We start from the raw sequence: 21,261 nt of genomic DNA, 5'->3' as shown, positions 1-21,261 counted from the left end.
ATGGCAAAAACCTCCATCCTCGACTACAGCGCCACGCCTGCGGAAAATCAGGACGTCAACGGCATTTCCATCCTCGGCACGGCGCGGCCTTCGAACATGGATGACGGGCTGCGCGCCGTGATGTCGCACGCGGCAAAAGGTGCCGTTTCGCGCCGGGTGGCGAAGAGCGCGCCGTACACCGTAACGAAGGACGATCACAACCAGCTCTTCGACTTCACAACGGACGCGACGTGCACGACGCAGGCCGCCGCAACGCTCACCGATGGGTGGATGTGCTACATCTACGCCTCCGGCGGCGACGTCACGATCAACCCGAACGGTTCGGAGACCGTGAACGGGGAGGAGACGGCGACGGTCAAGGAGGGAAACCTCGCCATCCTTCGCGTCTTCGACGGCAACTTCATGCTGAGCTTCTTTCTCGGCTCGGCCGCCGGAGACATCATCCATGAGGAGACGGCGACGACGCTCTCCAGCGGAGACAGTCGGGACATTACCGGCATCGATACGGGCTATCGGTCGTTCGTCATCGAAGGCAGCCTCACCAGCATCACGAGCAACCCAGGCGTGACGAATTTCCGGCTGAGCGTCGGCGACGGCTCGACGTGGTACGACTTCAACGTTGCCGCGCCGCTCGTCCGCTGGTCGAACAGCGGCACCACGAACCGTTATTTCTTCGCGGAAGTCCACAACCTTGACAGTGCCGACCTGCCGATCTTCTTCAAATCGGACCCGCGAAACGAGGATCTGACGTTCCGGGATTTCGCACTGCCCGACATCTATTCGGCCCGGCCAATCACGGCGCTGCGCTTCCGCATCGTGCCGCCCTCTGGCTCCCTTACGCTGAACATCGGCTGCCTGCGCGTCCGCGGCATTCGCTAACCGTCGCCTCCGTGCGCGACGGCACCTAGCCGCAGTATTTCAGTTTGAACTTTATAGTACCGCGCCATTCGGCGGTGGGACATTGGCCCATTTCTCAGCGATGTCAGAGCAAGCAGCTTTCATCTCGTTGAAGCGATAGATCGAATTCGTTGGCGCGGTAATCGTGGCGCCGGCGACCGCACAAAGCACCATGCACAACTTTTGCTCTGGCTTTGATTCCTCAATGAAGGGCGCCTCCGCTAAGTAACCAAACATGAAGGCAGATTGCCATTGACCGACATCCACAGAGAGGGGGCTGCCCTTTGCGTAGCGGTACATTATTGCGCCGACTTTCTGAGTGTTGACCTTCGTCTTTCGGTACGTGAGCAAACTTGGTGTGAATTTGACCTTGGTGCCGTTGTACTCGGGGCTTCCTATATTTTGCGGCGCCATGAGATCAAATCCGGACAAATCAAACATGGTGGAGACTGCTGAGAATGCCTCAATGAAATCCGCGTTATAGCCGTACAATTGCTCTTGGAAGTCTTCATCCGCGAGCATGTGACGAACGTCGTCAGCTTTGCTGGAAAGGTCCCCAGGTAGCGGATTCCCCTCAAGCAGGTGATCTGATATCGTCCTGCGTGCGATCTGGTGCTGAAAGGTTCGGGCAAGCGACTTGTACTTGGATTTCTGCACTATCGTTCGACGCGCTTGAGTCGAGGCAGACATGTAGTCGGCAAGGTATTGAACTGGAATTGTCGGGTCTTTCACAACGGAATGCGTTTTCTTTTCCATAACACCCTCGGTGGACGCTCATGAATTACTACAGCGGCACTCTCGACAATGACCTCAGTCTTAAACTATCGCCGCTTACTGGCGAACAGGCAAGAATGGCGGATCCGCAATTTGAGGGCGCAGGAGGCTATTTCCTGTACAAGACGAGGAAGTCGTCGCCTAAAAGCATCGAAGTTCTCGCCCAAGTCCACTCCGACGAGGCGGCGTTTGAGTTAAGCCGCCTTCTTGGCTTAGACTAATTTCTTCTTGTACGGACGGTGCGTTAGAAGTGGGCCACGCCCAAATCCAAACGAAACGCGGTTGCCACCAGTACTGCTCGGGGTTGATCAGGGGACATCTAGACCGCATCCGAGGGCAAGGCGCTCTGCGGCTGGTCGCTAGCTGATCGCATTGGGCGGCGCAGCGGGACGCCCCCGTTCACATCAACCACTTCAAAGGCTCCCATCTCGGGGGCCTTTTTCGTTCCAACGAGGAAAACACCATGAACCGCAGCGCATTCTATGCGTCGGTGCGCCAGCGCGCGTCCGGCATCTTCGGCACGTCTCTCACCCAAGGCCAAGTCAACGGCTGCGAGGCGATCCTCGACGAGGCACAGAGGCGAGGAACGCCGCTCTTCCACCTCGCCGCGATCCTGTCGGAGGTCTACCACGAGACAGGCGGCCAGATGCAGCCCGTCAAGGAAACGGTCTACGCTCACAGCAAGGATCGGAACCCTTCCGACGCCACCGTCATCAAGCGCCTCGACACCGCCTATGCCAAAGGCCAGTTGCCGTGGGTGTCAAAGCCCTACTGGCGTCAGGGGTGGTTCGGAAGGGGCCTTATCCAAGTAACCCACGAGGAGAACTACCGCAAACTGGGTCTCTCGAAAGAGTCGGCGCTGGACCTGAAAACCTCTGTCCGCGCGACATTCGAGGGCATGGAGAAGGGCCTCTTCACCGGGAAGAAGCTTGCCGACTACGACTATCTGGTTACCCGCAACCCCGATGTGCCGGGCTACAAGTATTACAATTCCCGCGCCATCGTGAACGGCGACACGGCCGGCAACGGGGCGAAGATCGCCACCTATGCCAAGGCGTTCGAAAAGGCGCTACGGGACGCTGGCTATAGCGGGAAGGCGTCTCAGCCTGCCCTCGAGCCCAAACCCACTCCTGCGCCTCCTGTGGCCGAACCAGCCGCTGCCCCCAAGCGCTCCGGCTTCTCCGCTTTCATCTCCGCGATCCTCAGTCTCTTTGGAAGGAAATAGCCATGTCCGCCGTCATCGCTCGAATCGCCCTGCGCTATCTTGCCGCCTCCCTGGTCACAGCCGGGCTGCTGGACGCTGACCTCGGCAACCAGATTGGCGCAGATCCCGATATCCTGACGCTCCTGGGCCTCGCCATCGGCGCGGGCGTCGAGATGGCCTATGCCGCTGCGCGCCGGCTCGGGTGGGCGACGTGATCGGCCTCCTCGATGCCGCGAAGATTGCCGGCGGCATCGCCCTCGGTGCGCTGATCGCCACGCCGGCCGCCCACTATCTCGGCAAGCGCGAAGGGCGGCAGGAAGCTGCCGTCGCCGCCCTTGAACAATCCGTCAAAGCCCTGCGCGAAAGGAGCGCCACCGATGATGAGATATCTCGTTCCGATCTTGCTGGCCTGTGCCGTCATCTCGGGTTGCTCGAAGACGACGAAAGGGAATGCGTGCGACGGCTGGCGGAAGCTCAACATGCAGCTGGAGACGGCGCTGTTCGTAACGATGAATGACCGGCAGTTCGCCAATGGCGTTGCCGGCCACAATGCACACGGCGTCCGGCAGGGGTGCTGGAAATGAGTCCGCCGGAGATCGACGCCGCGGTTCATCAGCAGCTCGGCGCACTTGACGCCAAGATGGACCGTGTCTTGGCCGACCAGGACCAAGCGCGATCCGACCGCAAGCAGCAGTATTCGAAGTCCGAGAACATGGAGAGGCGGCTCGACGACCTGGACCGGAAGCTCGAAGGCCTCAGCACCCGCCTGGACAAGATCGAGCCTGTCACGGCCGATATCGGTCGCTGGCGGGAACGTTTCCTTGGCATGCGAATGCTGATCGTCTTCATCGCCGCTGCGTTCGGTGCCTCTCTGGCGACAGTGGGGAAGTGGGTGGCGCTTAGACTCGGTTGGACCGGATAAAAATGTGGCTAAGCTCTTCTTGAGCCAGTTTGACAGCGATTCGCAATTCTACTTCCGCAAGGCCGGGTCCGATCGCTTTCCTATAGTCTTCTATTGAATAAATTTGAATTTCTCTCGGTATCGCTTCGGAACTATCCCGGTCCAATTCAAAGGAAACGATTATCTGATCATCTACGAGAACTCTGAAGGTATCAAACGTTTGCTCAGGCGTATCGGTCAGCACATGATATACCCGTCCATTGTCTGTAATCCCCTTAACTGATCGATAAATGCGATCAGCTCTGGCGCCAGATCCCGGCTTGATTCTGGCTTCCAACAAGTCCTGCCGAATCTGTTCCTCTGTCACCTTCTCAACCACCAAATTACTCGCTCCGAACGGCAACGGCCGAAGCCGAACGCTTTATTGTAATATCAATCCCTATGCTACGATCATCAGCTGGCACTTTCATGCATCGGCGACCAGTTAGCCAGCCACTGCGATCAATGACCTTCAAATCGGTGCAGGCCGGCGACATCAAGGTCGTGCGCGAGATCCTTCAGCGCATCGAGGCTGCACAGCGGCGCGGCATTGAACGGCAATAGCCGAAGCCAGTCTAAGCCATGCCCCTCTGTCCTTTGTGGATGGAGGGGCACTTTTTGCGTTTCAGGGCCTGACGAATACGCCGGCCACATCGGCAGCGTACCATTTGCACCGCCTGACCAGCGGGAGGATGCCGACCACAGCCCGGTAGCGGCCGGGAAAACAAACCGAGCTATCGGGGCATATGGACTTCACGGATGCTTGGCTTCGACGGGATCGAGGCAGGCGCTGATGATCCTCCTCAGGACCGTCTTAATTGATGCCTATGGCTCTGAGGGTAGTTGTTAGAAGGGTGGAGAACGGGAGAAAAGGCTTTCTAAGCCATCAGCCTTGGCACGAAAAAGCCCGCCGGAAGGGCGGGCTGAGTGCATGGTAGTAAGTGGTAGTAAGTGGTAATAGCGAGGCCGCAGGTTTCAAGGACGCGCGCTACTCGCTGGCGCTAATTGATATGCCACTTTCCTTCTCGACTGATTGAATCGCGTTGATCCAGGCAGCAAAGGATCGCGTGGGAAGCCTGTAAAAGCCACGCCCTTTTCGGCTCTCGTCAGCCAGTATGATCCCTCGCGTTTTTAACGCCGCCAGGGCATTGTTTACAGTGGTGCTAGGCAGCCCCGACTCTGCAATTATTGCTTTTCGAGATACCCACTGATCAGAGTGTTCTGCCATTGTATGGAGGACTTCACGATAGTGGTCTGACGCTATTTTCGAGTGGTACATTTCGCTGAAGTACTTATTTCCGAGCTGCGCTAAAGCTCCGTTCTCAGCAAATGCCCCTGTTACCACGTCTTGGGGCGAAATAATGTCATCGGTATCAGTATCGAAAGCACTGTACGCGAATTGTTGGATGAAGTGAGGGTATCCTTCTGACAAGCCGCCAAGGAGTTTACTGGCAGTTCCTTCGATGGTCGTCTGTATCTCATTTTTTTCGTTCGCTTGACGGATCCCACTGTCAATTACCAACTCACGCTCATGGGTGAGAAGTGGATCTAGGACCATGGTCGTGAAAATCCGTGGCGAAGATTCATGGCTCGCGCGCAACTTAGAGATGAGCGGAGGGAGTCCAGCAAGCCCAAACAATACACGGTCGCAGTTCTTTCTCGTAAGGCGTTCGGTAACAAGCTTGCAGAGGGCACCTAGCCCTGCTTCCTCTCCGGGACGGTCGGCCTCATCGATTAGTATCACTATACCGTCGATCGCATCACCCAAATCGCTACACAGCCCAGCCAACTTTCCGACTAGTTCATCCGCTGCATCGTTCGGGTCAAAGGATGCCGCCTCCTTGTGATATCGAACGCCAAGGATTTCCCAGTTGGCGCACCAGTCCCAAAAGGCCTTGGCACGTGCGCGAAGTTCATCCCTCTCGCCTAATGCTGCTTTCGCCTCCCGCCCAATTGCCCTTATGATGTCTAGTTGAGTAGCTGCATCACCAAGGTCTACGGAAAGAACGAGAAAGTTGAAATTTATCCCCCCTGTCGCTTTAATAGAGCCGCTTGCAATCCACTTCACCATCCAGAACAAAGATGATTTACCTATACCTCGTTCACCCAGGATCATGAAGTGACTGGGATTCGAGTTCTTTGTCTGAAAGAGAGCTTGCTCGATCGCGTCAATCTCCGGAAGGCGCCCATGGAACATACCGGGAGCAATGATACTATTAGGCCTGAACGGATTATATTTCATCGACATTCTCGATCTCAAAGGCGTTTCGATAATCCAATGGGCAGTCGCGTCCTGTGCCGCCTAGCACGCGCCGCTCAATGCGTGGTCCCCTTCCGTCTTGCGATGTACGCGTCGTTCAATTCTCTGACCATGAACCTAGCCACGACTTCGTCGAAGCCATCCTGAGGAATGCCGTTAAGCTCGGCCGTCAATCCCGTGAATATGTCGTACACCGCCCACATGCCCGTGCCGTCCTCACGCATGTCGTAGCGGTTCTTATGAACGCGGCAAGCCATGGCTTTCTTCATCAGTTCACGGTCGAGGGCGGAGCCACGCCCATTTTGCATTGGTGGATCGTGGCAAAGGAACCATCTAATCGCGCAGAAGTCGAGTCGTTCTCGCCGTCAGATTTCGGACCACTGCTTGTGGATATTGCCTCGCCGGAAAGCATAGTACGTAACTGACTTAGACCAGTCCGTCCCGCCGACCGTAGCGTCCCCTCGCCAAACAGAGGGAGCAGAAATGCAAGACAACGTAAGACCTATCGTGCCAGTAAGTGTCAGCGGCTTGACGCCGGGAGTGCCCCCAACCGGCGTTCCAATATTTGAGACAGTCAGGGCTACTGATCTGTTCGTCGATCTGGCGTACCAGCGGTCCATTGGAGAGCGAGGGTTAAACCAGATACGACGCATTATCGAGGGCTTCGACTGGGCGAAGTTTAAGCCGCCTATTAGAGGTGGCTCGGTTTGTCTGAACAGCTTCGGGCGTTTCGCTAAGTGGATTTCCGCCTCGATTATGCGGCCACCATCATTGGTGTCAGCGCGTTGAAGTAGGCCTGATCCGGCGTCCGCCGGTCAAGGGATGAATGTGGGCGTCTGGTGTTGTAGAAGTTCAGATATCGGCCGATGCCAGCGCGTGCCTCGGACACAGTCTTGTAGGCATGGAGGTAGACTTCCTCGTATTTGATCGAACGCCAGAGCCGCTCGACGAAGACATTGTCTCGCCACGCACCCTTGCCATCCATCGAGATGGCGATCTGTGACCTCTTCAGCACGGCGGTGAAGTCGATGGAGGTGAACTGCGATCCCTGGTCGGTATTGAAGATTTCCGGCCTGCCATGACGGGCAAGTGCCTCCTCCACCGCCTCGATGCAGAAGGCTGCTTCCATCGTGATCGACAACCGCCATGACAAGACCTTCCGGCTGAACCAGTCCACGACGGCGCACAGATAGACAAATCCCCGCGCCATGGGGATGTAGGTCAGGTCCATTGCCCACACCTGATTGGGCCGGGTGACTGCCAGCTTTCGTAGGAGGTAGGGATAAATTTTGTGCCCTGGCGCTGGTTTCGAGGTGTTCGGGCGGCGGTAGATCGCCTCGATGCCCATCTTCTTCATCAGCGTGGCGACGTGTCGCCGCCCGGTCTCCAGACCTTCTCCTCTCAAGAGCCCTTGCAACATCCGACTTCCGGCAAAGGGGTAGTCGAGATGCAATTCGTCAATCCGGCGCATAAGGGCCAGATCGCCGTCAGACACCGGAAGAGGCAGATAGTAGACGCTGCCACGGCTGAAGCCGAGAAGCTTCGCCTGGCGCACGACGGATAGCTTGTGCTCGCGGTCGATCATTTCTTTCCGCCCAGCAATCCCGCCTTGCCGAGCGCACCGGATAAAAAATCGTTCTCCAGTGTCAGTTCGCCGATTTTCGCGTGCAGCGTTTTGACATCGATGGTCGGACCCGACGGCTCCGCTTTCGTTTCATCGCCGAACACACCTGTCGCCCCCTCAAGGAGCTGGTCTTTCCATTGCTTGATCTGGTTGGCGTGCACATCGAACTGCTGGGACAACTCCACCAGCGTCTGCTCACCTCGGATGGCGGCAAGTGCCACCTTCGCCTTGAAAGCCGGGCTATGGTTCCGGCGCGGTCGTCTCGTCATGGTCTCTCCTGTTCCCGGCATCTAAGCCGAAGTCAGGCAGAAACTCCACTTATCCCCGCTGTGCAGATTTCCCGAGCCAGCTCTATTTGCGCGTACTCAGAGTACGAAGGAGCAACCGTCCTTAAGGTGCTTGATGGGCAACATACCGCGATCGCCGCGGCTTCCAATCCGCATGTCGGAGAGATTCCCGTGATGATCGTGGAAGCCGAAGACACGATCGCACAGGCGAAGGCGTTTATCGGCCAGAACACACAGAAGCTTGGCATCACTAGCCTGCAGCTCCATCAAGCAGCTGTAGCCGCCGGGGATGAAGACGCCCTTACTCTGGAACTGACGTGCAAGGCCGCAAATGTAAGGCTTCTACGCGCACCGAATTCTCACGCCGGCGATGGCTCTCGACAGACGATAGCCGTTAAGCAGATCGAAGGGCTGATTGCCCGCCGAGGAAGAATTTTCGCGCGGGAAGTTCTGGAAATTATTGCAAACGCCGAGCGTGGATTGATCACTGCCACTCATGTAAAGGCGGTAGAGTTCCTTCTCATCGATCCCGAGTTCGCCGGCCATGTGTCGGCCGACGATATCACCTCGGCCATTATCGACCTTCTCTACACCGCGGAGGAGGATGCGAAGCGGTTCGCGGACACGCACCGGATGCCACATTGGAAGGCCTTGGCCAACGTGTGGTTCCGGAAGTGCAAAAAGCGGAGAGGCGTGCTTCGAGCAGCTTAGGCGTGGTGCGGGGCAGTTTAACCTGCTGCCCCAATCCGCTCAGGACTCGGTTAGCCAATAGGCGGGGCAGCGCCGAGGCGGAGAGCGGCAGTAGCCATAACTGGAATTGCACCGCCTCGCCTGAACGCGAAGGGCGGGAGGCCCGCCCTTCGCTAGGTTCATATCGACTTCGTCAAAGAACGCGATTAGCCGTCTGCCTCCGTCTTCGGCAGGGCCACCATGCGCAGCGTGTATTCACACGTCGCCCATCCGCGCTTGCCGCTATTGCCCATCCCTCCCGACGAACGAGCGTGAGCCTGGAGCGTCACTTTCGTCGGCGCGTGGAGGCCGGGCACGACCTCAATGAAGTCGAGGAAATTCACGCGGCAATCGTACTCGGAGCCATTCTTCGTCGTCAGGCCTCCCGAGAGGCTTTCGCGATCCAAGGCATGGCCGGCCGGCGCCTTCCACTCCTGGAGCGGGGAGTCGCACGCCGCGCGGCGACCATCCCAACTCGTGCTACCGGTCGTGCAGTTCGCCGAAATCTTCATCTCGGTGAGATGCTGCATGTCCTCCGCTCCCGCTGCGGTCTGGAAGACGATGGCCGCGCCGCTGATGGCGAGGGTGACCGCGAGGTGCGCGGTCGATCTGATCAATTTTGCCATTCTGCTGTTCTCCTCTTCGGACAGACGGGGTATTACCCCCGACAGTCGGGGATTCTGTCCCCGGAGCGGATGGGCGAACCCACCCGATCTCGAAAATGAGGATTACAAAAGTCTCCGGCTGGAGGAACAAGCCTACGCAGAAAGGGCGCAGGTCACCGTTGGTCAGCGCCGGTTGCTGTCATCAAGGCCGTTTTTTGAAGTGCTGTAAAATAGATGCAAGTGTCCCTTCCACTGAGGCTGGGCGCGGCGAAGATTTGCGCCTCCGCAACCGAGAGGTATCCGAGCTTCTTTCCCGTTAAACACCAATCCTGAAGGGAGCGCAGTGGAATCGGATAGAACTCGTCCCGTTGCAGCGACTTGAAGAAAGCCGGAGCATAAACGAAGCGCTTCTCACTCTTCGCCAAGTGGGTGGCGGTACGCACGAGGAAACGCCGGAATTCATCTGGCACCTTCACACCATACGACGCATACCAGCGCTGATCGCGTTGCTTGTAGCCGCCGGGTTCGCAATCGATCTGACGCGCTTCTTCTTTACTAATCTCTTGTGCTTCATCCCATACCGTTTCGACTCTCTTGGCGCCACCGCCGCCAGCGTTCGAACGTTCGGGTATGTCCATTAGAAAACGAGGTTGGAGGAGTTTCATGCCCAATCTCCGTCGTCAGATTGATTCCGATCGTGAATACGTTTCGAGGGCATCTTCTATTCGTAGGAGTTATTCCCGGCTCCCGATAATCGATCCTCGCCCGTCGCCTAGAAAGGGCTTTCACGAGCGCGATAAGGGGCGATTCGCTGGGCGAAACGATGTCATGGCGCGGGGGTCTAGGGCTTGGAAAAGGTGAGGGGAGCGCGACGGGTTTCACAACGAAATCAATGGTCGCAGAAGGGGCCGAGGTGAGGGGTAATGCATGGTCTAAAAATGCAAAAAGCCCTGTAAAAACAGGGCCTTGCAAGGTATCGAATGGTGGGCGTGACAGGGATTGAACCTGTGACCCCTACGATGTCAACGTAGTGCTCTCCCGCTGAGCTACACGCCCATCCGATGAGGCGCATAGACCACAAAACCCCGAGGCGCGTCAATAGGTTTTTGAAGCTTTTTTTACGGGGCGATTTTGCGGTCTTTTCCGAGGGTTAGGCGGCCAGCATCTTGTTGACTTCCTCGACGAGATCGCGCAGGTGGAACGGTTTGGACAGAACCTTGGCGTCCTTCGGGGCCTTGGAATCCGGGTTGAGCGCCACGGCGGCAAAGCCGGTGATGAACATGACCTTGAGGTCCGGGTCGAGTTCCGTCGCGCGGCGGGCAAGCTCGATACCGTCCATCTCCGGCATCACGATGTCGGTCAGGAGAAGCGAGAAGGGTTCTTCGCGAAGCCGGTCATAGGCGCTGGCGCCGTTGTCGTAGGACAGCACCTGGTAGCCCGCCTTTTCGAGCGCCTTTACGAGGAACCGGCGCATATCGTTGTCGTCTTCTGCGAGGAGAATCTTGGGTGTCATGGAATTCGGGAACCGTTGCTAAGGTTGTCTGCCCGCGGACGGGCGGTTCTGTTACAAGAGCGTATTCCGGTAAATATCCGGTGAATGGGTGAGGGCAAGCCCTTATCCCTCGTTTCTCAGTATGGACACGGGGTGTGGCCGCTGGCAACATGGCCGACGCAATGACTTTCAGGCATGGTAAAGGACGGCAATGGCGGAGGCCTCAAGCGAAAACAGTCACTTCGAAGTGCTGGAACCGGTTTCGCAGAGCGTGCCCCTCGTCTTCAATTCCCCCCACAGCGGTCGGCGTTATCCACAAGGCTTCCTGGCGCAGTCGCGCCTCGATGCGCTCGCCATCCGCCGCTCGGAGGACCATTATGTCGATGAGCTGTTCTCCGTCGCGCCGGCGCTCGGCGCGCCGATGCTGGTCGCGCATTTCCCGCGCGCCTGGCTCGACGTCAACCGCGAGCCCTACGAGCTCGATCCGCGCATGTTCGAGGGGGCGCTGCCCTCCTATGCGAACGTCAATTCTATCCGGGTCGCCGGCGGGCTCGGCACCGTACCGCGGGTGGTCGCCGAGAACATGGAGATCTACCGCCATCGCTTTCCCGTGGAAGAGGCGCTGGAGCGGGTCGAGACGGTCTACAAGCCCTATCATGCCTGCCTGCGCCGCCTCGTCGTGCGCACCCATGTGACCTTCGGCTTCTCGGTGCTCATCGACTGCCATTCGATGCCGGGCAATATCCGCGTTTCCGGCACGGGCATGCGGCCGGACTTCATCATCGGCGATCGCTACGGCACGAGCGCGTCGGGCGAGCTTTCGCGCACGGCGATGCGGCTTCTGGAGGACATGGGCTTTTCCGTCGTGCGCAACAAGCCCTATGCGGGCGGCTTCATCACCGAGCATTACGGCCGGCCGGCCAAAGGGCTGCATGCGTTGCAGATCGAGGTGAACCGCGGCCTCTATGTCGACGAGACGACGCTGGCCAAGCGGCCGGACTTCGCGGTGCTGCAGACGGCGATCTCGGCTTTCCTGCAGGACTTTTCCGACCATGTCGAGGAATATGCCGCCGACCGGGCGCTCGCCGCCGAATAGGCCGGCCTCCCCTCAAAAAAAACCGCGCTTGGGGCGCGGTTAAGTCTAGGGAGGAAACACCCAAGGAGGGTATTTACAGCCACGAATGACTGTAAGAAAACAATAATATTGCGCTGCACAAATGTCAAGCGCAACTGCGGGACAAATTTGCGGTCCGTTAAGCAACATCCTGTGCCCGCTCCGCGCGGCCTTCTGCGTCAATCCGGTTCCGTTTTCCGCGGCGATGCAGTAAGGAGAGGCGGTCCGCAGCCCCTCCGAGAGATCCCCCATGTTGCCTGATCGCACCTTCTTCGACCGCCTTGCCGATGCAGCAAGGAAGGAAACCCTGCCGCGCTTCCGCGTCGGCGCCGATGTCGTCAACAAGGAGGCTGCCGGCTTCGACCCCGTGACGGAGGGCGACCGGGCGGCGGAACTGGCGATCCGCGCGCTGATCGAGCAGCATTTCCCGGGGCATGGTATCCTCGGCGAGGAGCACGGCTCGGTCGGCCTCGACCGCGAATATGTCTGGGTCATCGACCCGATCGACGGCACGCGCGCCTTCATTTCCGGCGTGCCGGTCTGGGGCACGCTGATCGGCCTCTACCGCAACGGCGAGGCCGTCATGGGGCTGATCGACCAGCCCTTCACCGGCGAGCGCTATTTCGCCGACGGAAGCGTGTCCCACTATGCCGGACCGGATGGCAGCAAGGCGCTGTCGACGCGGCCCTGCAACAGCCTGTCCGATGCGATCCTCTTCACCACCTCGCCGCACCTCTTCACGGAACGCCGCAAGGACCGGTTCGAAGCCGTGCAGGAGAAGGTGCGGCTCTTCCGCTACGGCGTCGATTGCTACGCCTATGCGCTGCTCGCTGCCGGCCATGTCGACCTCGTCGTCGAATGCGGGCTGAAGCCCTATGACGTCGGTGGCCTCATCCCGGTCATCGAACAGGCGGGCGGCATCATCACCGCCTGGGACGGCGGCCCGGCGGAAATGGGCGGCGAGATCATCGCGGCCGGCAGCCGCAAGGTCTATGATGAGGCGATGGCGCTGCTGAACGGATAGGAATCTGTTTCGCGATTCCCTTCCTTGAACCAGGCTCGATTTAAAGGGGGCCTGCGTTCAGGCGCCGAGGCTGGTTTCCTCGGCGTCGCTTCCCGGAATGAAGGCGTCGATCGCGGCCAGCGCCTGCATGCGGTAGCGGTCGGCCTCCTGGAACAGTTCGTGGCGCGCGCCGTCGATCTCGATGAGGCGGGCGGCGCGGAAGATGCGCGCGAGATCGCCGATCGCCTTGCGCGGCACGAGGGCGTCCCGTGTCGGGCACAGCAGCAGGGTGGGAATGCGGATGCGCGTCAGGTGGTCCTGATGCGTCACGCGCGCCATGGTCTTCAGCGTTTCGTTCAGCCAGCGGGCGCTCGGCCAGCTGATGGAAAGCTCCGGGTGCTCGGCGAAGATCGCGGCATTGCGGGCAAAACGCCGCGGATCGGATGTCACGATGTTATGTGCGAAGTCGAGCGGCGGATCGCCCTTGCGGAAGGTGTGCTTGCCGAGACCCAGCAGCGAGGCCAGCCGGGCGATGACGGTGATCTTGCGCTGGCTCATCGACTGGCCGGCGAGCGCGATGAAAGGTGCGGCGAGCACCATGCGCTCGATGCGGTTTTCGAGCAGCGGTGCCTGGGAGAGGGCGACGAGCGCGCCGGTCGAATGGGCGACAATGAAGAAGGGCAGGCGGGCATCCGGCAGCACGATCTTTTCCAGGAAGAGCGAAAGATCGGCCTCGTAGTCGGAAAACCGCAGGATATGGCCGGTGCGGCTGCCCGGTATCAGCCGGTCGGAGCCGGCCTGCCCGCGCCAGTCGAAGGTGGCGACCCAGAGGCCGCGGGCGGTGAGGTCGCTGATCGTCTCGAAATATTTCTCGATGCATTCGCTGCGGCCCTGCAGCAGCACCACCGTGCCCTTGGCCTCGCGCTCGTTCGAGCGGAACACCGCGTAGCGGATCTTCACGCCGCCATTGCCTTCCAGGAAGCCGGCGAAATGGTTCTCCGGTACGGGATTGTCGGCGGTGGCGTTGAGGATGGAATCCATGGCGCGGGCGGGTCTCGGCGGGCGTCGATGATCGATGGATAGGCGCTGGCGCCAGTGCCGTCAAAGAAAAAAGCCGGCTGCATGCGGGCACGGGGGGCTTCACATGCAGTCCGGCGTAATTTGACCGGGAAGGAAGGGACGTTACACCCCGGTCGTCAGAAGTTTTCGCTTCCGATGATGCCGTTCTAGCAGGACCAATCTGAACGCTGTCCGAAGCTGCCGTTCATCCTCCGTTCATCTCGAAATTTTTTCCGAAGCCCGCCTTTTCGGCCGGCCAGGCCTCTTGAACGGCTGAAATTCCATTCCCATCTCAACGTCACGGACGCCAACAGGGTCCGTCGAGGCTTCCGTCGCCAGAATGGGACGGGGCCGGATGAACCGGGCTGCACCTTCGGAAATCGGGGGCAGCCTTCAGAAAGATCGCAACCGTTGCTCTAAAGGAGGACACCATGCGTCACGTCGATTTCTCCCCCCTCTATCGTTCCACCGTCGGCTTCGACCGTCTCTTCACCATGCTCGACAGCCTTGGCCAGCCCGATCAGGCGCAGAGCTACCCGCCCTACAACATCGAGCGCACCGGCGAAAACACCTACCGCATCACCATGGCGGTGGCTGGCTTCGACGAGAGTGAACTCTCCATCGAGGCGCGCGAGCACGCGCTGACGGTCAAGGGCGAGAAGAAGGACGACGCGGCCGAAGACAGCCAGTATCTCTATCGCGGCATTGCCAAGCGCGCCTTCGAGCGTCGCTTCCAGCTCGCCGATCATGTGGAAGTGCGCGCCGCTTCGCTGAAGAACGGCCTCCTCCACATCGACCTCCTTCGCGAGATCCCGGAAGCCGCCAAGCCGCGCCGTATCGAGATCACGGCCGTCCAGCGCGACGCCAAGCAGATCGAAGCGCAGACCAACTGATCCGGCTTCGCGTTCGATTGGAATGAAGAAGGGCGGTGCCGCAGGGCACCGCTTTTTTTGTGTCCGGCGATGCCGCTCAGAGCGCCGAGAGGAAGTCGTCGACGTCGGTTTCCTTCGTGGCGAAGCTCGTGACGAGCCGGATCAGCGTTTCGTCCGCGCGCATGCTGGCCTTTACCTCGGGGCCGGCGGGCCAGTCGTAGAAGACGGCGCCCTTGTCCTGCAGGGCCTTCATCGCGTTGTTGCGGATGATGACGAAGAGCTCGTTCGATCCCGTCGGCCAGGCGAGGCGGGCCGTGTCGGAGGCCTCGAAACCGGCCGCAAGGCGCGCTGCCATGGCATTGGAATGACGGGCGAGGGTGAGCCAGAGGCCGTCCTTGAAATAGGCGTCGAACTGGGCGGCGATGAAGCGGGACTTGGAGAAGAGCTGGGCCGAGCGCTTGCGCAGGAAATGCATCTGCTGCGCCTTGCCTGGATCGAACAGGATGAGCGCCTCGGCGCACCAGCAGCCGTTCTTCGTGCCGCCGAAGGAGAGGATGTCGACGCCGCGCCTCCAGGTCATGTCCGCCGGCGTCGTGCCGAGATGGACGAGCGCATTGGCGAAACGTGCGCCATCCATGTGCAGCGGCAGGCTCGCCTTCCTCGCGACCTCCGAGAGGGCGGCGATCTCGTCGAGCGTATAGGCGGTGCCGGCTTCGGTGGCCTGGGTGATGGTGACGGCCATCGGCTGCCCGCCATGCACGAAGTCCGGCGGGAAGCGGCCTATGGCGGCGGCAAGAGCGTCCGGGGAGAGCTTGCCGGCGGGACCATCGATCGGCACCAGCTTGGCCCCGGCAGCGAAAAATTCCGGCGCATTGCATTCGTCGACATTCACATGGGCTTCGCGGTGGCAGAAGACCTGGCCGCCGGGCCGGTTGAAGCTGGCCAGCGCCAGCGAATTGGCCGCAGTGCCCGTGCCGACGAAGAAGACGGCGACGTCACGCTCGAAAATTTGCGAAAAGGTCTTTTCCACATGCTTGTCGAGGTCGCTCGCGCCATAGGCCGAGGCGAAGCCGCCGGCCGCCGTCACGAGGCTCTGTGCGATGTCTGGATGGGCGCCGGCCCAGTTGTCGGAAGCGAAAAACATGCGATTTCCAGTGCGAATGTGGCTGCGGGAGGACCATAATGGAGAAATGAAGGCGATCAATCGCCGAAAACGGCTGAAAGTGCCATCCTCCTGGAGAATGAAAGGAATGGAAACAATGGGCCAGTTGATCGTAATTTAATTTCAAGCTTGCGGCGGAGCAGGCAATTTTTCTTCATGGGGTGGTGATTATTTGGCATGATGGCCTTGCGGCCCGGGGGTGTTTCTGGCATAGAGCCCATGAAATAGGACAGGTTTACTGTCCTATTTCGGTCAAGAGACCGAAGAGGCGCCTTCCGCGACCGCGGAAACTGCCGAAACGGCACCAGGCGAGGGAGGACCGCTCCTTCGGAAAACCTGGTTGCCACGACGGTCCTGATGATCATTCCTGGTCGGCCGTCGTTTTGCGGTTACATCAGGTTCAGAAAACAGCCGCTCGCGAGGCCCTGCCCCAAGGCAAAAGGGTCTCACGGGCGAAAAGGATTGCCCGCAGGATGGGCCCACAGGAGGAAGAGATGATGGTGAAGACCCAAGCACATGATTTGCGGCAGTTCCGGGCGCAGGCGACTGCGACGGGCGCCACGACACGCGCTTCCAATCCGGGCCTGCCGAAAAAACAGGGACTCTATGATCCGCGCAATGAACACGATGCCTGCGGCGTCGGCTTCGTGGCGCATTTGAAAGGCAAGAAATCGCACCAGATCGTCAAGGACGGGCTGTTCATGCTCGAGAACCTGACGCATCGCGGCGCTGTCGGCGCGGATCCGCTGATGGGCGACGGTGCGGGCATCCTCGTCCAGATTCCGGACCGCTTCTTCCGCGAGGAGATGGCAAAGCAGGGCATCACGCTGCCGAAGGCCGGTGAATATGCCGTCGGCCACATCTTCATGCCGCAGGACGAGAAGCTCGTCGATTATTTCAAGAAGGTCATCGGAGATGTCGTCGCTGAAGAGGGGCAGGTCCTCATCGGCTTCCGCGACGTCCCGGTCGACAATTCTTCGCTCTCCAAGGCTCCCGAGATCGCCGCCACCGAGCCGCGGCACGTCCAGGTCTTCATCGGCGCCGGCCGCGACGCCGCGACGAACGGCGAGTTCGAGCGTCGGCTCTTCACCCTGCGCAAGGTGATCTCCAACCGCATCTATGACGAATACGAGGGCGAGGAGAGCAATTTCTATCCCGTCTCGCTGTCCTCGACCACCATCGTCTACAAGGGCATGTTCCTCGCCTATCAGGTGGGCGCCTACTACAAGGACCTTGCCGATCCGCGCTTCGAATCGGCCGTCGCCCTCGTGCACCAGCGCTTCTCCACCAATACCTTCCCGTCGTGGAAGCTGGCGCACCCGTACCGCATGGTCGCCCATAACGGCGAGATCAACACGCTGCGTGGCAACGTCAACTGGATGGCGGCCCGCCAGGCCTCCGTCTCCTCGCCGCTGTTCGGTGAGGACATCACAAAGCTCTGGCCGATCTCCTATGAGGGGCAGTCGGATACGGCCTGTTTCGACAACGCGCTCGAATTCCTCGTGCGCGGCGGCTATTCCATGGCCCATGCGGTCATGATGCTGATCCCCGAGGCCTGGGCCGGCAACCAGCTGATGAGCCAGGAGCGCAAGGCGTTCTACGAATACCACGCCGCGCTGATGGAGCCGTGGGACGGCCCCGCCGCCGTCGCCTTCACCGACGGCAAGCAGATCGGCGCGACGCTCGACCGCAACGGCCTGCGCCCGGCACGCTACCTCGTCACCGACGATGACCGCGTCATCCTCGCCTCCGAAGCCGGCACGCTGCCGGTCAAGGAAGAAAGCATCGTCAAGAAGTGGCGCCTCCAGCCGGGCAAGATGCTGCTCATCGACATGGAGGAAGGCCGCATCATTTCCGACGAGGAGGTGAAGTCCGCGCTTGCCGCCAAGCATCCCTATCGCGAGTGGCTGGACAACACCCAGATCATCCTGGAAGACCTCGGCCCGGTCGAGCCGCGGGCGCTGCGCCGCGACGTCTCGCTGCGCGACCGCCAGCAGGCCTTCGGCTATACACAGGAGGATACCCGCCTCCTGATGTCGCCGATGGCGACCACCGGGCAGGAGGCGATCGGCTCCATGGGCACGGACACGCCGATTTCGGCCATGTCCGACAAGACCAAGCTGCTCTACACCTATTTCAAGCAGAACTTCGCGCAGGTGACGAACCCGCCCATCGACCCGATCCGCGAGGAACTGGTCATGAGCCTCGTCTCCTTCATCGGCCCGCGCCCGAACATCCTCGACCATGGCGGCGCGGCCAAGGCCAAGCGCATGGAGGTGCGTCAGCCGATCCTTACCAATGGCGACCTCGAAAAGATCCGCTCGATCGGCCATGTCGAGGACCGTTTCGACACCAAGACGCTGGATTTCACCTATGATGTCTCGCGCGGTGCGGACGGCATGCCGGAAATGCTCGACCGTCTGTGCGAGCGTGCCGAGCAGGCCGTCACCAGCGGCTACAACATCATCGTGCTCTCCGATCGCCAGATCGGACCGGACCGTGTGGCGATCCCGGCGCTCCTGGCGACGGCCGCCGTGCACCACCACCTGATCCGCAAGGGGCTTCGCACCTCGGTCGGCCTCGTCGTGGAGACCGGCGAGCCGCGCGAAGTGCACCATTTCTGTCTTCTCGCCGGTTACGGCGCGGAAGCGATCAACCCGTACCTGGCCTTCGACACGCTCACCGACATGCACAAGCGCGGCGAGTTCCCGAAGGAGGTGGACGCGGAGGAGATCGTCTATCGCTACATCAAGGCGATCGGCAAGGGCATCCTGAAGGTCATGTCAAAGATGGGCATCTCGACCTACCAGTCCTATTGCGGCGCGCAGATTTTCGACGCCATCGGCCTCTCCTCCGAGCTTGTCGACAAATATTTCTTCGGCACCGCGACGACCATCGAGGGCATCGGCCTCGACGAGATCGCCAAGGAGACCTTCAACCGCCACAAGGCCGCCTTCGGGCGTGATCCGCTGCTCGCCAACACGCTGGATATCGGCGGCGAATATGCCTACCGCATGCGCGGCGAGGAGCACGCCTGGACGCCGGACGTCGTCGCTTCGCTGCAGCATGCGGTGCGCGGCAACGCGGCCGATCGCTACAAGGAATTTGCCGAGATGGTGAATGCCTCGGCGCTGCGCATGAACACGATCCGCGGCCTGTTCTCGATCAAGGGCGCGGAAGCGGCCGGCCGCAAGCCGATCTCCATCGACGAGGTCGAACCGGCGGTCGACATCGTCAAGCGCTTCTCGACGGGCGCCATGTCCTTCGGCTCGATTTCCCGCGAGGCGCACACGACGCTCGCCGTCGCCATGAACCGGATCGGCGGCAAGTCGAACACCGGCGAGGGCGGCGAGGAAGCCGACCGCTACATGCCGCTGCCGGACGGTTCGATGAACCCCGAGCGCTCGGCGATCAAGCAGATCGCCTCCGGCCGCTTCGGCGTGACGACCGAATACCTGGTCAATGCGGACATGCTGCAGATCAAGGTCGCGCAGGGCGCCAAGCCCGGCGAGGGCGGCCAGCTGCCCGGCCACAAGGTGGACGCGACGGTCGCCAAGACCCGTCACTCCACCCCGGGCGTCGGCCTCATCTCGCCGCCGCCGCACCACGATATCTATTCGATCGAGGATCTGGCGCAGCTCATCTACGACCTGAAGAACGTCAACCCCGAGGCCGATATCTCGGTCAAGCTCGTCTCGGAAGTCGGCGTCGGCACGGTTGCCGCCGGTGTCGCCAAGGCGCGCGCGGACCATATCACCATCGCCGGCTTCGACGGCGGCACGGGCGCCTCGCCGCTCACCTCGCTGAAGCATGCCGGCTCCCCGTGGGAAATCGGCCTTGCCGAGACGCACCAGACGCTGGTGCTGAACAAGCTGCGCTCGCGCATCGCGCTGCAGGTCGACGGGGGCCTCAAGACCGGCCGTGACGTCGTCATCGGCGCGCTGCTCGGCGCGGACGAATTCGGCTTCGCGACGGCCCCGCTCATTGCGGCCGGCTGCATCATGATGCGCAAGTGTCATCTCAACACCTGTCCGGTGGGGGTTGCCACACAGGACCCGGTGCTGCGCAAGCGCTTCAAGGGCACGCCGGAGCATGTCATCAACTACTTCTTCTTCGTCGCCGAAGAGGTGCGCGAAATCCTGGCCTCGCTCGGCGTGCGTTCGCTGAACGAGATCATTGGCGCCTCGGAGCTGCTCGAAAAAGAGAGGATGATCTCGCACTGGAAGGCCAATGGCCTCGACTTCTCCCGCATCTTCCACAAGGTCGATGCGCCGAAGGAGGCGACCTACTGGACCGAGCGGCAGGATCATCCGATCCACGACGTCCTCGACCGCAAGCTGATCGAAGAGGCGAAGCCCGCGCTGGAGAAGAAGACGCCCGTCGCCTTCGAGGTCGACATCAAGAATGTCGACCGTTCGGCCGGTGCGATGCTGTCCGGGGCCGTCGCCAAGCGCTACGGCTTCAAGGGGCTGAAGGACGACACGATCTCGGTGAAGCTGCATGGCACGGCGGGCCAGTCCTTCGGTGCCTTCCTTGCCCGCGGCATCACCTTCGACCTGATCGGCGCCGGCAACGACTATGTCGGCAAGGGCCTTTCCGGCGGCCGCATCGTCGTGCGTCCCCCGGCGGAGAACCGCGCGGTGCCGCATGAATCGATCATCGTCGGCAACACGGTGCTCTACGGCGCGATCTCGGGCGAGTGCTACTTCAACGGCGTTGCCGGCGAACGTTTCGCCGTGCGCAATTCCGGTGCCGTCGCCGTCGTCGAGGGCGTGGGCGACCATGGCTGCGAATACATGACGGGCGGCGTCGTCGTCGTCATCGGCCAGACGGGCCGCAACTTCGCGGCGGGCATGTCCGGCGGCGTTGCCTATGTGCTGGACGAGGCCGGCGATTTCGCCCGCCGCTGCAACATGGCGATGGTCGAGCTGGAGCCGGTGCCGGAAGAGGACGACATGCTGGAGAAGCTGCACCATCATGGCGGCGACCTCATGCACAAGGGCATGGTCGATGTCTCGGACGACATGACGCGCCACGACGAGGAGCGGCTCTACCAGCTCGTCACGAACCACCTGCACTATACGGGCTCGCCGCGGGCGCGGGAGATCCTCGACAAATGGGCCGAGTATCGTCCGAAATTCCGCAAGGTCATGCCGGTCGAGTACCGCCGCGCGCTCGAAGAGATGGAGCGCATGAGGATGGGGATCGCTGCCGAGTGAGGCGGCGGGCTCCGCAAGGA

At 60.7% G+C, this 21,261-nt stretch carries 21 protein-coding genes and 1 tRNA gene; 11 read left to right on the top strand and 11 right to left on the bottom strand.

Features of this window, described 5'->3' with window-relative positions:
* Complete coding sequence (locus AABQ55_RS21530; protein WP_272806503.1) at window positions 1-879, top strand: hypothetical protein; 879 nt, start codon at window positions 1-3, stop codon at window positions 877-879.
* 51 nt (window positions 880-930) lie between these two features.
* On the opposite strand, the gene AABQ55_RS21525 is transcribed toward AABQ55_RS21530, so the two are convergent.
* Window positions 931-1,653, bottom strand: a complete 723-nt coding sequence (locus AABQ55_RS21525) for a hypothetical protein (RefSeq protein ID WP_272806502.1) — start codon at window positions 1,651-1,653, stop codon at window positions 931-933.
* Window positions 1,654-1,673: 20 nt separating this feature from the next.
* Between AABQ55_RS21525 and AABQ55_RS21520 the strand changes: the two genes are divergently transcribed.
* The 5 genes from AABQ55_RS21520 to AABQ55_RS21500 all read left to right on the top strand — a co-directional run bounded on the left by AABQ55_RS21520 (window position 1,674) and on the right by AABQ55_RS21500 (window position 3,797).
* Window positions 1,674-1,892, top strand: coding sequence for a hypothetical protein (locus AABQ55_RS21520; RefSeq protein WP_272806501.1), 219 nt, complete (start codon window positions 1,674-1,676; stop codon window positions 1,890-1,892).
* Between the two features lie 242 nt (window positions 1,893-2,134).
* Window positions 2,135-2,896, top strand: a complete 762-nt coding sequence (locus AABQ55_RS21515) for a hypothetical protein (protein ID WP_272806500.1) — start codon at window positions 2,135-2,137, stop codon at window positions 2,894-2,896.
* Window positions 2,897-2,898: 2 nt separating this feature from the next.
* Window positions 2,899-3,090, top strand: coding sequence for a hypothetical protein (locus tag AABQ55_RS21510; protein WP_272806499.1), 192 nt, complete (start codon window positions 2,899-2,901; stop codon window positions 3,088-3,090).
* Window positions 3,087-3,392 (top strand): hypothetical protein, encoded by a 306-nt coding sequence (locus tag AABQ55_RS21505; protein ID WP_272806498.1) that lies wholly within the window; start codon window positions 3,087-3,089, stop codon window positions 3,390-3,392. The genes AABQ55_RS21510 and AABQ55_RS21505 overlap by 4 nt, the downstream gene beginning before the upstream one ends.
* 63 nt (window positions 3,393-3,455) lie before the next feature.
* On the top strand, window positions 3,456-3,797 hold the full coding sequence (locus AABQ55_RS21500) for a DUF1515 family protein (RefSeq protein WP_272806497.1): 342 nt from the start codon (window positions 3,456-3,458) through the stop codon (window positions 3,795-3,797).
* Here AABQ55_RS21500 and AABQ55_RS21495 read toward each other — a convergent pair.
* From AABQ55_RS21495 to AABQ55_RS21480, 4 genes are all read right to left on the bottom strand, one after another.
* Window positions 3,775-4,158 (bottom strand): hypothetical protein, encoded by a 384-nt coding sequence (locus AABQ55_RS21495; protein WP_272806496.1) that lies wholly within the window; start codon window positions 4,156-4,158, stop codon window positions 3,775-3,777. The two genes, AABQ55_RS21500 and AABQ55_RS21495, sit on opposite strands and share 23 nt — an antisense overlap.
* Before the next feature lie 645 nt (window positions 4,159-4,803).
* Window positions 4,804-6,063: an ATP-binding protein gene (locus tag AABQ55_RS21490; RefSeq protein WP_272806495.1), complete on the bottom strand. Its 1,260-nt coding sequence runs from the start codon at window positions 6,061-6,063 to the stop codon at window positions 4,804-4,806.
* Window positions 6,064-6,131: 68 nt separating this feature from the next.
* Window positions 6,132-6,383 (bottom strand): hypothetical protein, encoded by a 252-nt coding sequence (locus tag AABQ55_RS21485; protein ID WP_272806494.1) that lies wholly within the window; start codon window positions 6,381-6,383, stop codon window positions 6,132-6,134.
* A 446-nt stretch (window positions 6,384-6,829) separates the two neighbouring features.
* A protein-coding gene (locus AABQ55_RS21480) for an IS3 family transposase (protein ID WP_306040543.1) occupies window positions 6,830-7,968 on the bottom strand; the annotation gives its coding sequence in 2 pieces (ribosomal slippage) (window positions 6,830-7,710 and window positions 7,710-7,968; 1,140 coding nt in all).
* 189 nt (window positions 7,969-8,157) lie between these two features.
* Between AABQ55_RS21480 and AABQ55_RS21475 the strand changes: the two genes are divergently transcribed.
* Window positions 8,158-8,697, top strand: coding sequence for a hypothetical protein (locus AABQ55_RS21475; RefSeq protein ID WP_272806493.1), 540 nt, complete (start codon window positions 8,158-8,160; stop codon window positions 8,695-8,697).
* A gap of 185 nt (window positions 8,698-8,882) precedes the next feature.
* Here the strand turns inward: AABQ55_RS21475 and AABQ55_RS21470 are convergent, their stop codons facing one another.
* The 4 genes from AABQ55_RS21470 to cpdR1 all read right to left on the bottom strand — a co-directional run bounded on the left by AABQ55_RS21470 (window position 8,883) and on the right by cpdR1 (window position 10,833).
* Entirely contained in the window at window positions 8,883-9,341 is a 459-nt protein-coding gene (locus AABQ55_RS21470; protein WP_272806492.1) for a hypothetical protein, read from the bottom strand.
* 152 nt (window positions 9,342-9,493) lie between these two features.
* Window positions 9,494-9,985, bottom strand: a complete 492-nt coding sequence (locus AABQ55_RS21465) for a hypothetical protein (RefSeq protein WP_272806491.1) — start codon at window positions 9,983-9,985, stop codon at window positions 9,494-9,496.
* Window positions 9,986-10,301: 316 nt separating this feature from the next.
* A tRNA-Val gene (locus AABQ55_RS21460) sits at window positions 10,302-10,376 on the bottom strand.
* Window positions 10,377-10,470: 94 nt separating this feature from the next.
* On the bottom strand, window positions 10,471-10,833 hold the full coding sequence (cpdR1, locus tag AABQ55_RS21455; RefSeq protein WP_023512679.1) for a response regulator CpdR1: 363 nt from the start codon (window positions 10,831-10,833) through the stop codon (window positions 10,471-10,473).
* 190 nt (window positions 10,834-11,023) lie between these two features.
* Between cpdR1 and AABQ55_RS21450 the strand changes: the two genes are divergently transcribed.
* Together AABQ55_RS21450 and hisN are read left to right on the top strand one after the other, a co-directional pair.
* Window positions 11,024-11,908, top strand: a complete 885-nt coding sequence (locus tag AABQ55_RS21450) for an N-formylglutamate amidohydrolase (protein ID WP_244768272.1) — start codon at window positions 11,024-11,026, stop codon at window positions 11,906-11,908.
* Window positions 11,909-12,176: 268 nt separating this feature from the next.
* Window positions 12,177-12,950, top strand: a complete 774-nt coding sequence (gene hisN, locus AABQ55_RS21445; RefSeq protein ID WP_272806490.1) for a histidinol-phosphatase — start codon at window positions 12,177-12,179, stop codon at window positions 12,948-12,950.
* Between the two features lie 57 nt (window positions 12,951-13,007).
* Here hisN and AABQ55_RS21440 read toward each other — a convergent pair whose 3' ends face one another.
* The gene (locus tag AABQ55_RS21440) at window positions 13,008-13,970 is read right to left on the bottom strand and encodes an alpha/beta fold hydrolase (RefSeq protein ID WP_272806489.1); all 963 of its coding nucleotides are present in this window, start codon (window positions 13,968-13,970) and stop codon (window positions 13,008-13,010) included.
* A 449-nt stretch (window positions 13,971-14,419) separates the two neighbouring features.
* Between AABQ55_RS21440 and AABQ55_RS21435 the strand changes: the two genes are divergently transcribed.
* The gene (locus tag AABQ55_RS21435) at window positions 14,420-14,881 is read left to right on the top strand and encodes an Hsp20 family protein (RefSeq protein WP_244768275.1); all 462 of its coding nucleotides are present in this window, start codon (window positions 14,420-14,422) and stop codon (window positions 14,879-14,881) included.
* Window positions 14,882-14,957: 76 nt separating this feature from the next.
* On the opposite strand, the gene AABQ55_RS21430 is transcribed toward AABQ55_RS21435, so the two are convergent.
* Complete coding sequence (locus tag AABQ55_RS21430; RefSeq protein ID WP_272806488.1) at window positions 14,958-16,004, bottom strand: threonine aldolase family protein; 1,047 nt, start codon at window positions 16,002-16,004, stop codon at window positions 14,958-14,960.
* Window positions 16,005-16,519: 515 nt separating this feature from the next.
* Between AABQ55_RS21430 and gltB the strand changes: the two genes are divergently transcribed.
* Window positions 16,520-21,241: a glutamate synthase large subunit gene (gltB, locus tag AABQ55_RS21425; RefSeq protein WP_443021162.1), complete on the top strand. Its 4,722-nt coding sequence runs from the start codon at window positions 16,520-16,522 to the stop codon at window positions 21,239-21,241.
* The last annotated feature ends 20 nt before the right edge of the window (window positions 21,242-21,261 follow it).

The organism is Shinella sp. WSD5-1, from assembly GCF_963942435.1.
In the GTDB taxonomy this organism is placed as follows: Bacteria; Pseudomonadota; Alphaproteobacteria; order Rhizobiales; family Rhizobiaceae; genus Shinella; species Shinella yambaruensis.
Note: the sequence above shows the minus strand (reverse complement) of the source record. Positions and strands in the feature narration are given on the sequence as shown.

Coding starts and splice junctions, on each gene's coding strand:
- AABQ55_RS21530 (WP_272806503.1), top strand. CDS start 1: ATGGCAAAAACCTCCATCCTCGACTACAGCGCCACGCCTGCGGAAAAT.
- AABQ55_RS21525 (WP_272806502.1), bottom strand. CDS start 1,653: ATGGAAAAGAAAACGCATTCCGTTGTGAAAGACCCGACAATTCCAGTT.
- AABQ55_RS21520 (WP_272806501.1), top strand. CDS start 1,674: ATGAATTACTACAGCGGCACTCTCGACAATGACCTCAGTCTTAAACTA.
- AABQ55_RS21515 (WP_272806500.1), top strand. CDS start 2,135: ATGAACCGCAGCGCATTCTATGCGTCGGTGCGCCAGCGCGCGTCCGGC.
- AABQ55_RS21510 (WP_272806499.1), top strand. CDS start 2,899: ATGTCCGCCGTCATCGCTCGAATCGCCCTGCGCTATCTTGCCGCCTCC.
- AABQ55_RS21500 (WP_272806497.1), top strand. CDS start 3,456: ATGAGTCCGCCGGAGATCGACGCCGCGGTTCATCAGCAGCTCGGCGCA.
- AABQ55_RS21490 (WP_272806495.1), bottom strand. CDS start 6,063: ATGTCGATGAAATATAATCCGTTCAGGCCTAATAGTATCATTGCTCCC.
- AABQ55_RS21485 (WP_272806494.1), bottom strand. CDS start 6,383: ATGCAAAATGGGCGTGGCTCCGCCCTCGACCGTGAACTGATGAAGAAA.
- AABQ55_RS21470 (WP_272806492.1), bottom strand. CDS start 9,341: ATGGCAAAATTGATCAGATCGACCGCGCACCTCGCGGTCACCCTCGCC.
- AABQ55_RS21465 (WP_272806491.1), bottom strand. CDS start 9,985: ATGAAACTCCTCCAACCTCGTTTTCTAATGGACATACCCGAACGTTCG.
- cpdR1 (WP_023512679.1), bottom strand. CDS start 10,833: ATGACACCCAAGATTCTCCTCGCAGAAGACGACAACGATATGCGCCGG.
- AABQ55_RS21450 (WP_244768272.1), top strand. CDS start 11,024: ATGGCGGAGGCCTCAAGCGAAAACAGTCACTTCGAAGTGCTGGAACCG.
- hisN (WP_272806490.1), top strand. CDS start 12,177: ATGTTGCCTGATCGCACCTTCTTCGACCGCCTTGCCGATGCAGCAAGG.
- AABQ55_RS21440 (WP_272806489.1), bottom strand. CDS start 13,970: ATGGATTCCATCCTCAACGCCACCGCCGACAATCCCGTACCGGAGAAC.
- AABQ55_RS21435 (WP_244768275.1), top strand. CDS start 14,420: ATGCGTCACGTCGATTTCTCCCCCCTCTATCGTTCCACCGTCGGCTTC.
- AABQ55_RS21430 (WP_272806488.1), bottom strand. CDS start 16,004: ATGTTTTTCGCTTCCGACAACTGGGCCGGCGCCCATCCAGACATCGCA.
- gltB (WP_443021162.1), top strand. CDS start 16,520: ATGGTGAAGACCCAAGCACATGATTTGCGGCAGTTCCGGGCGCAGGCG.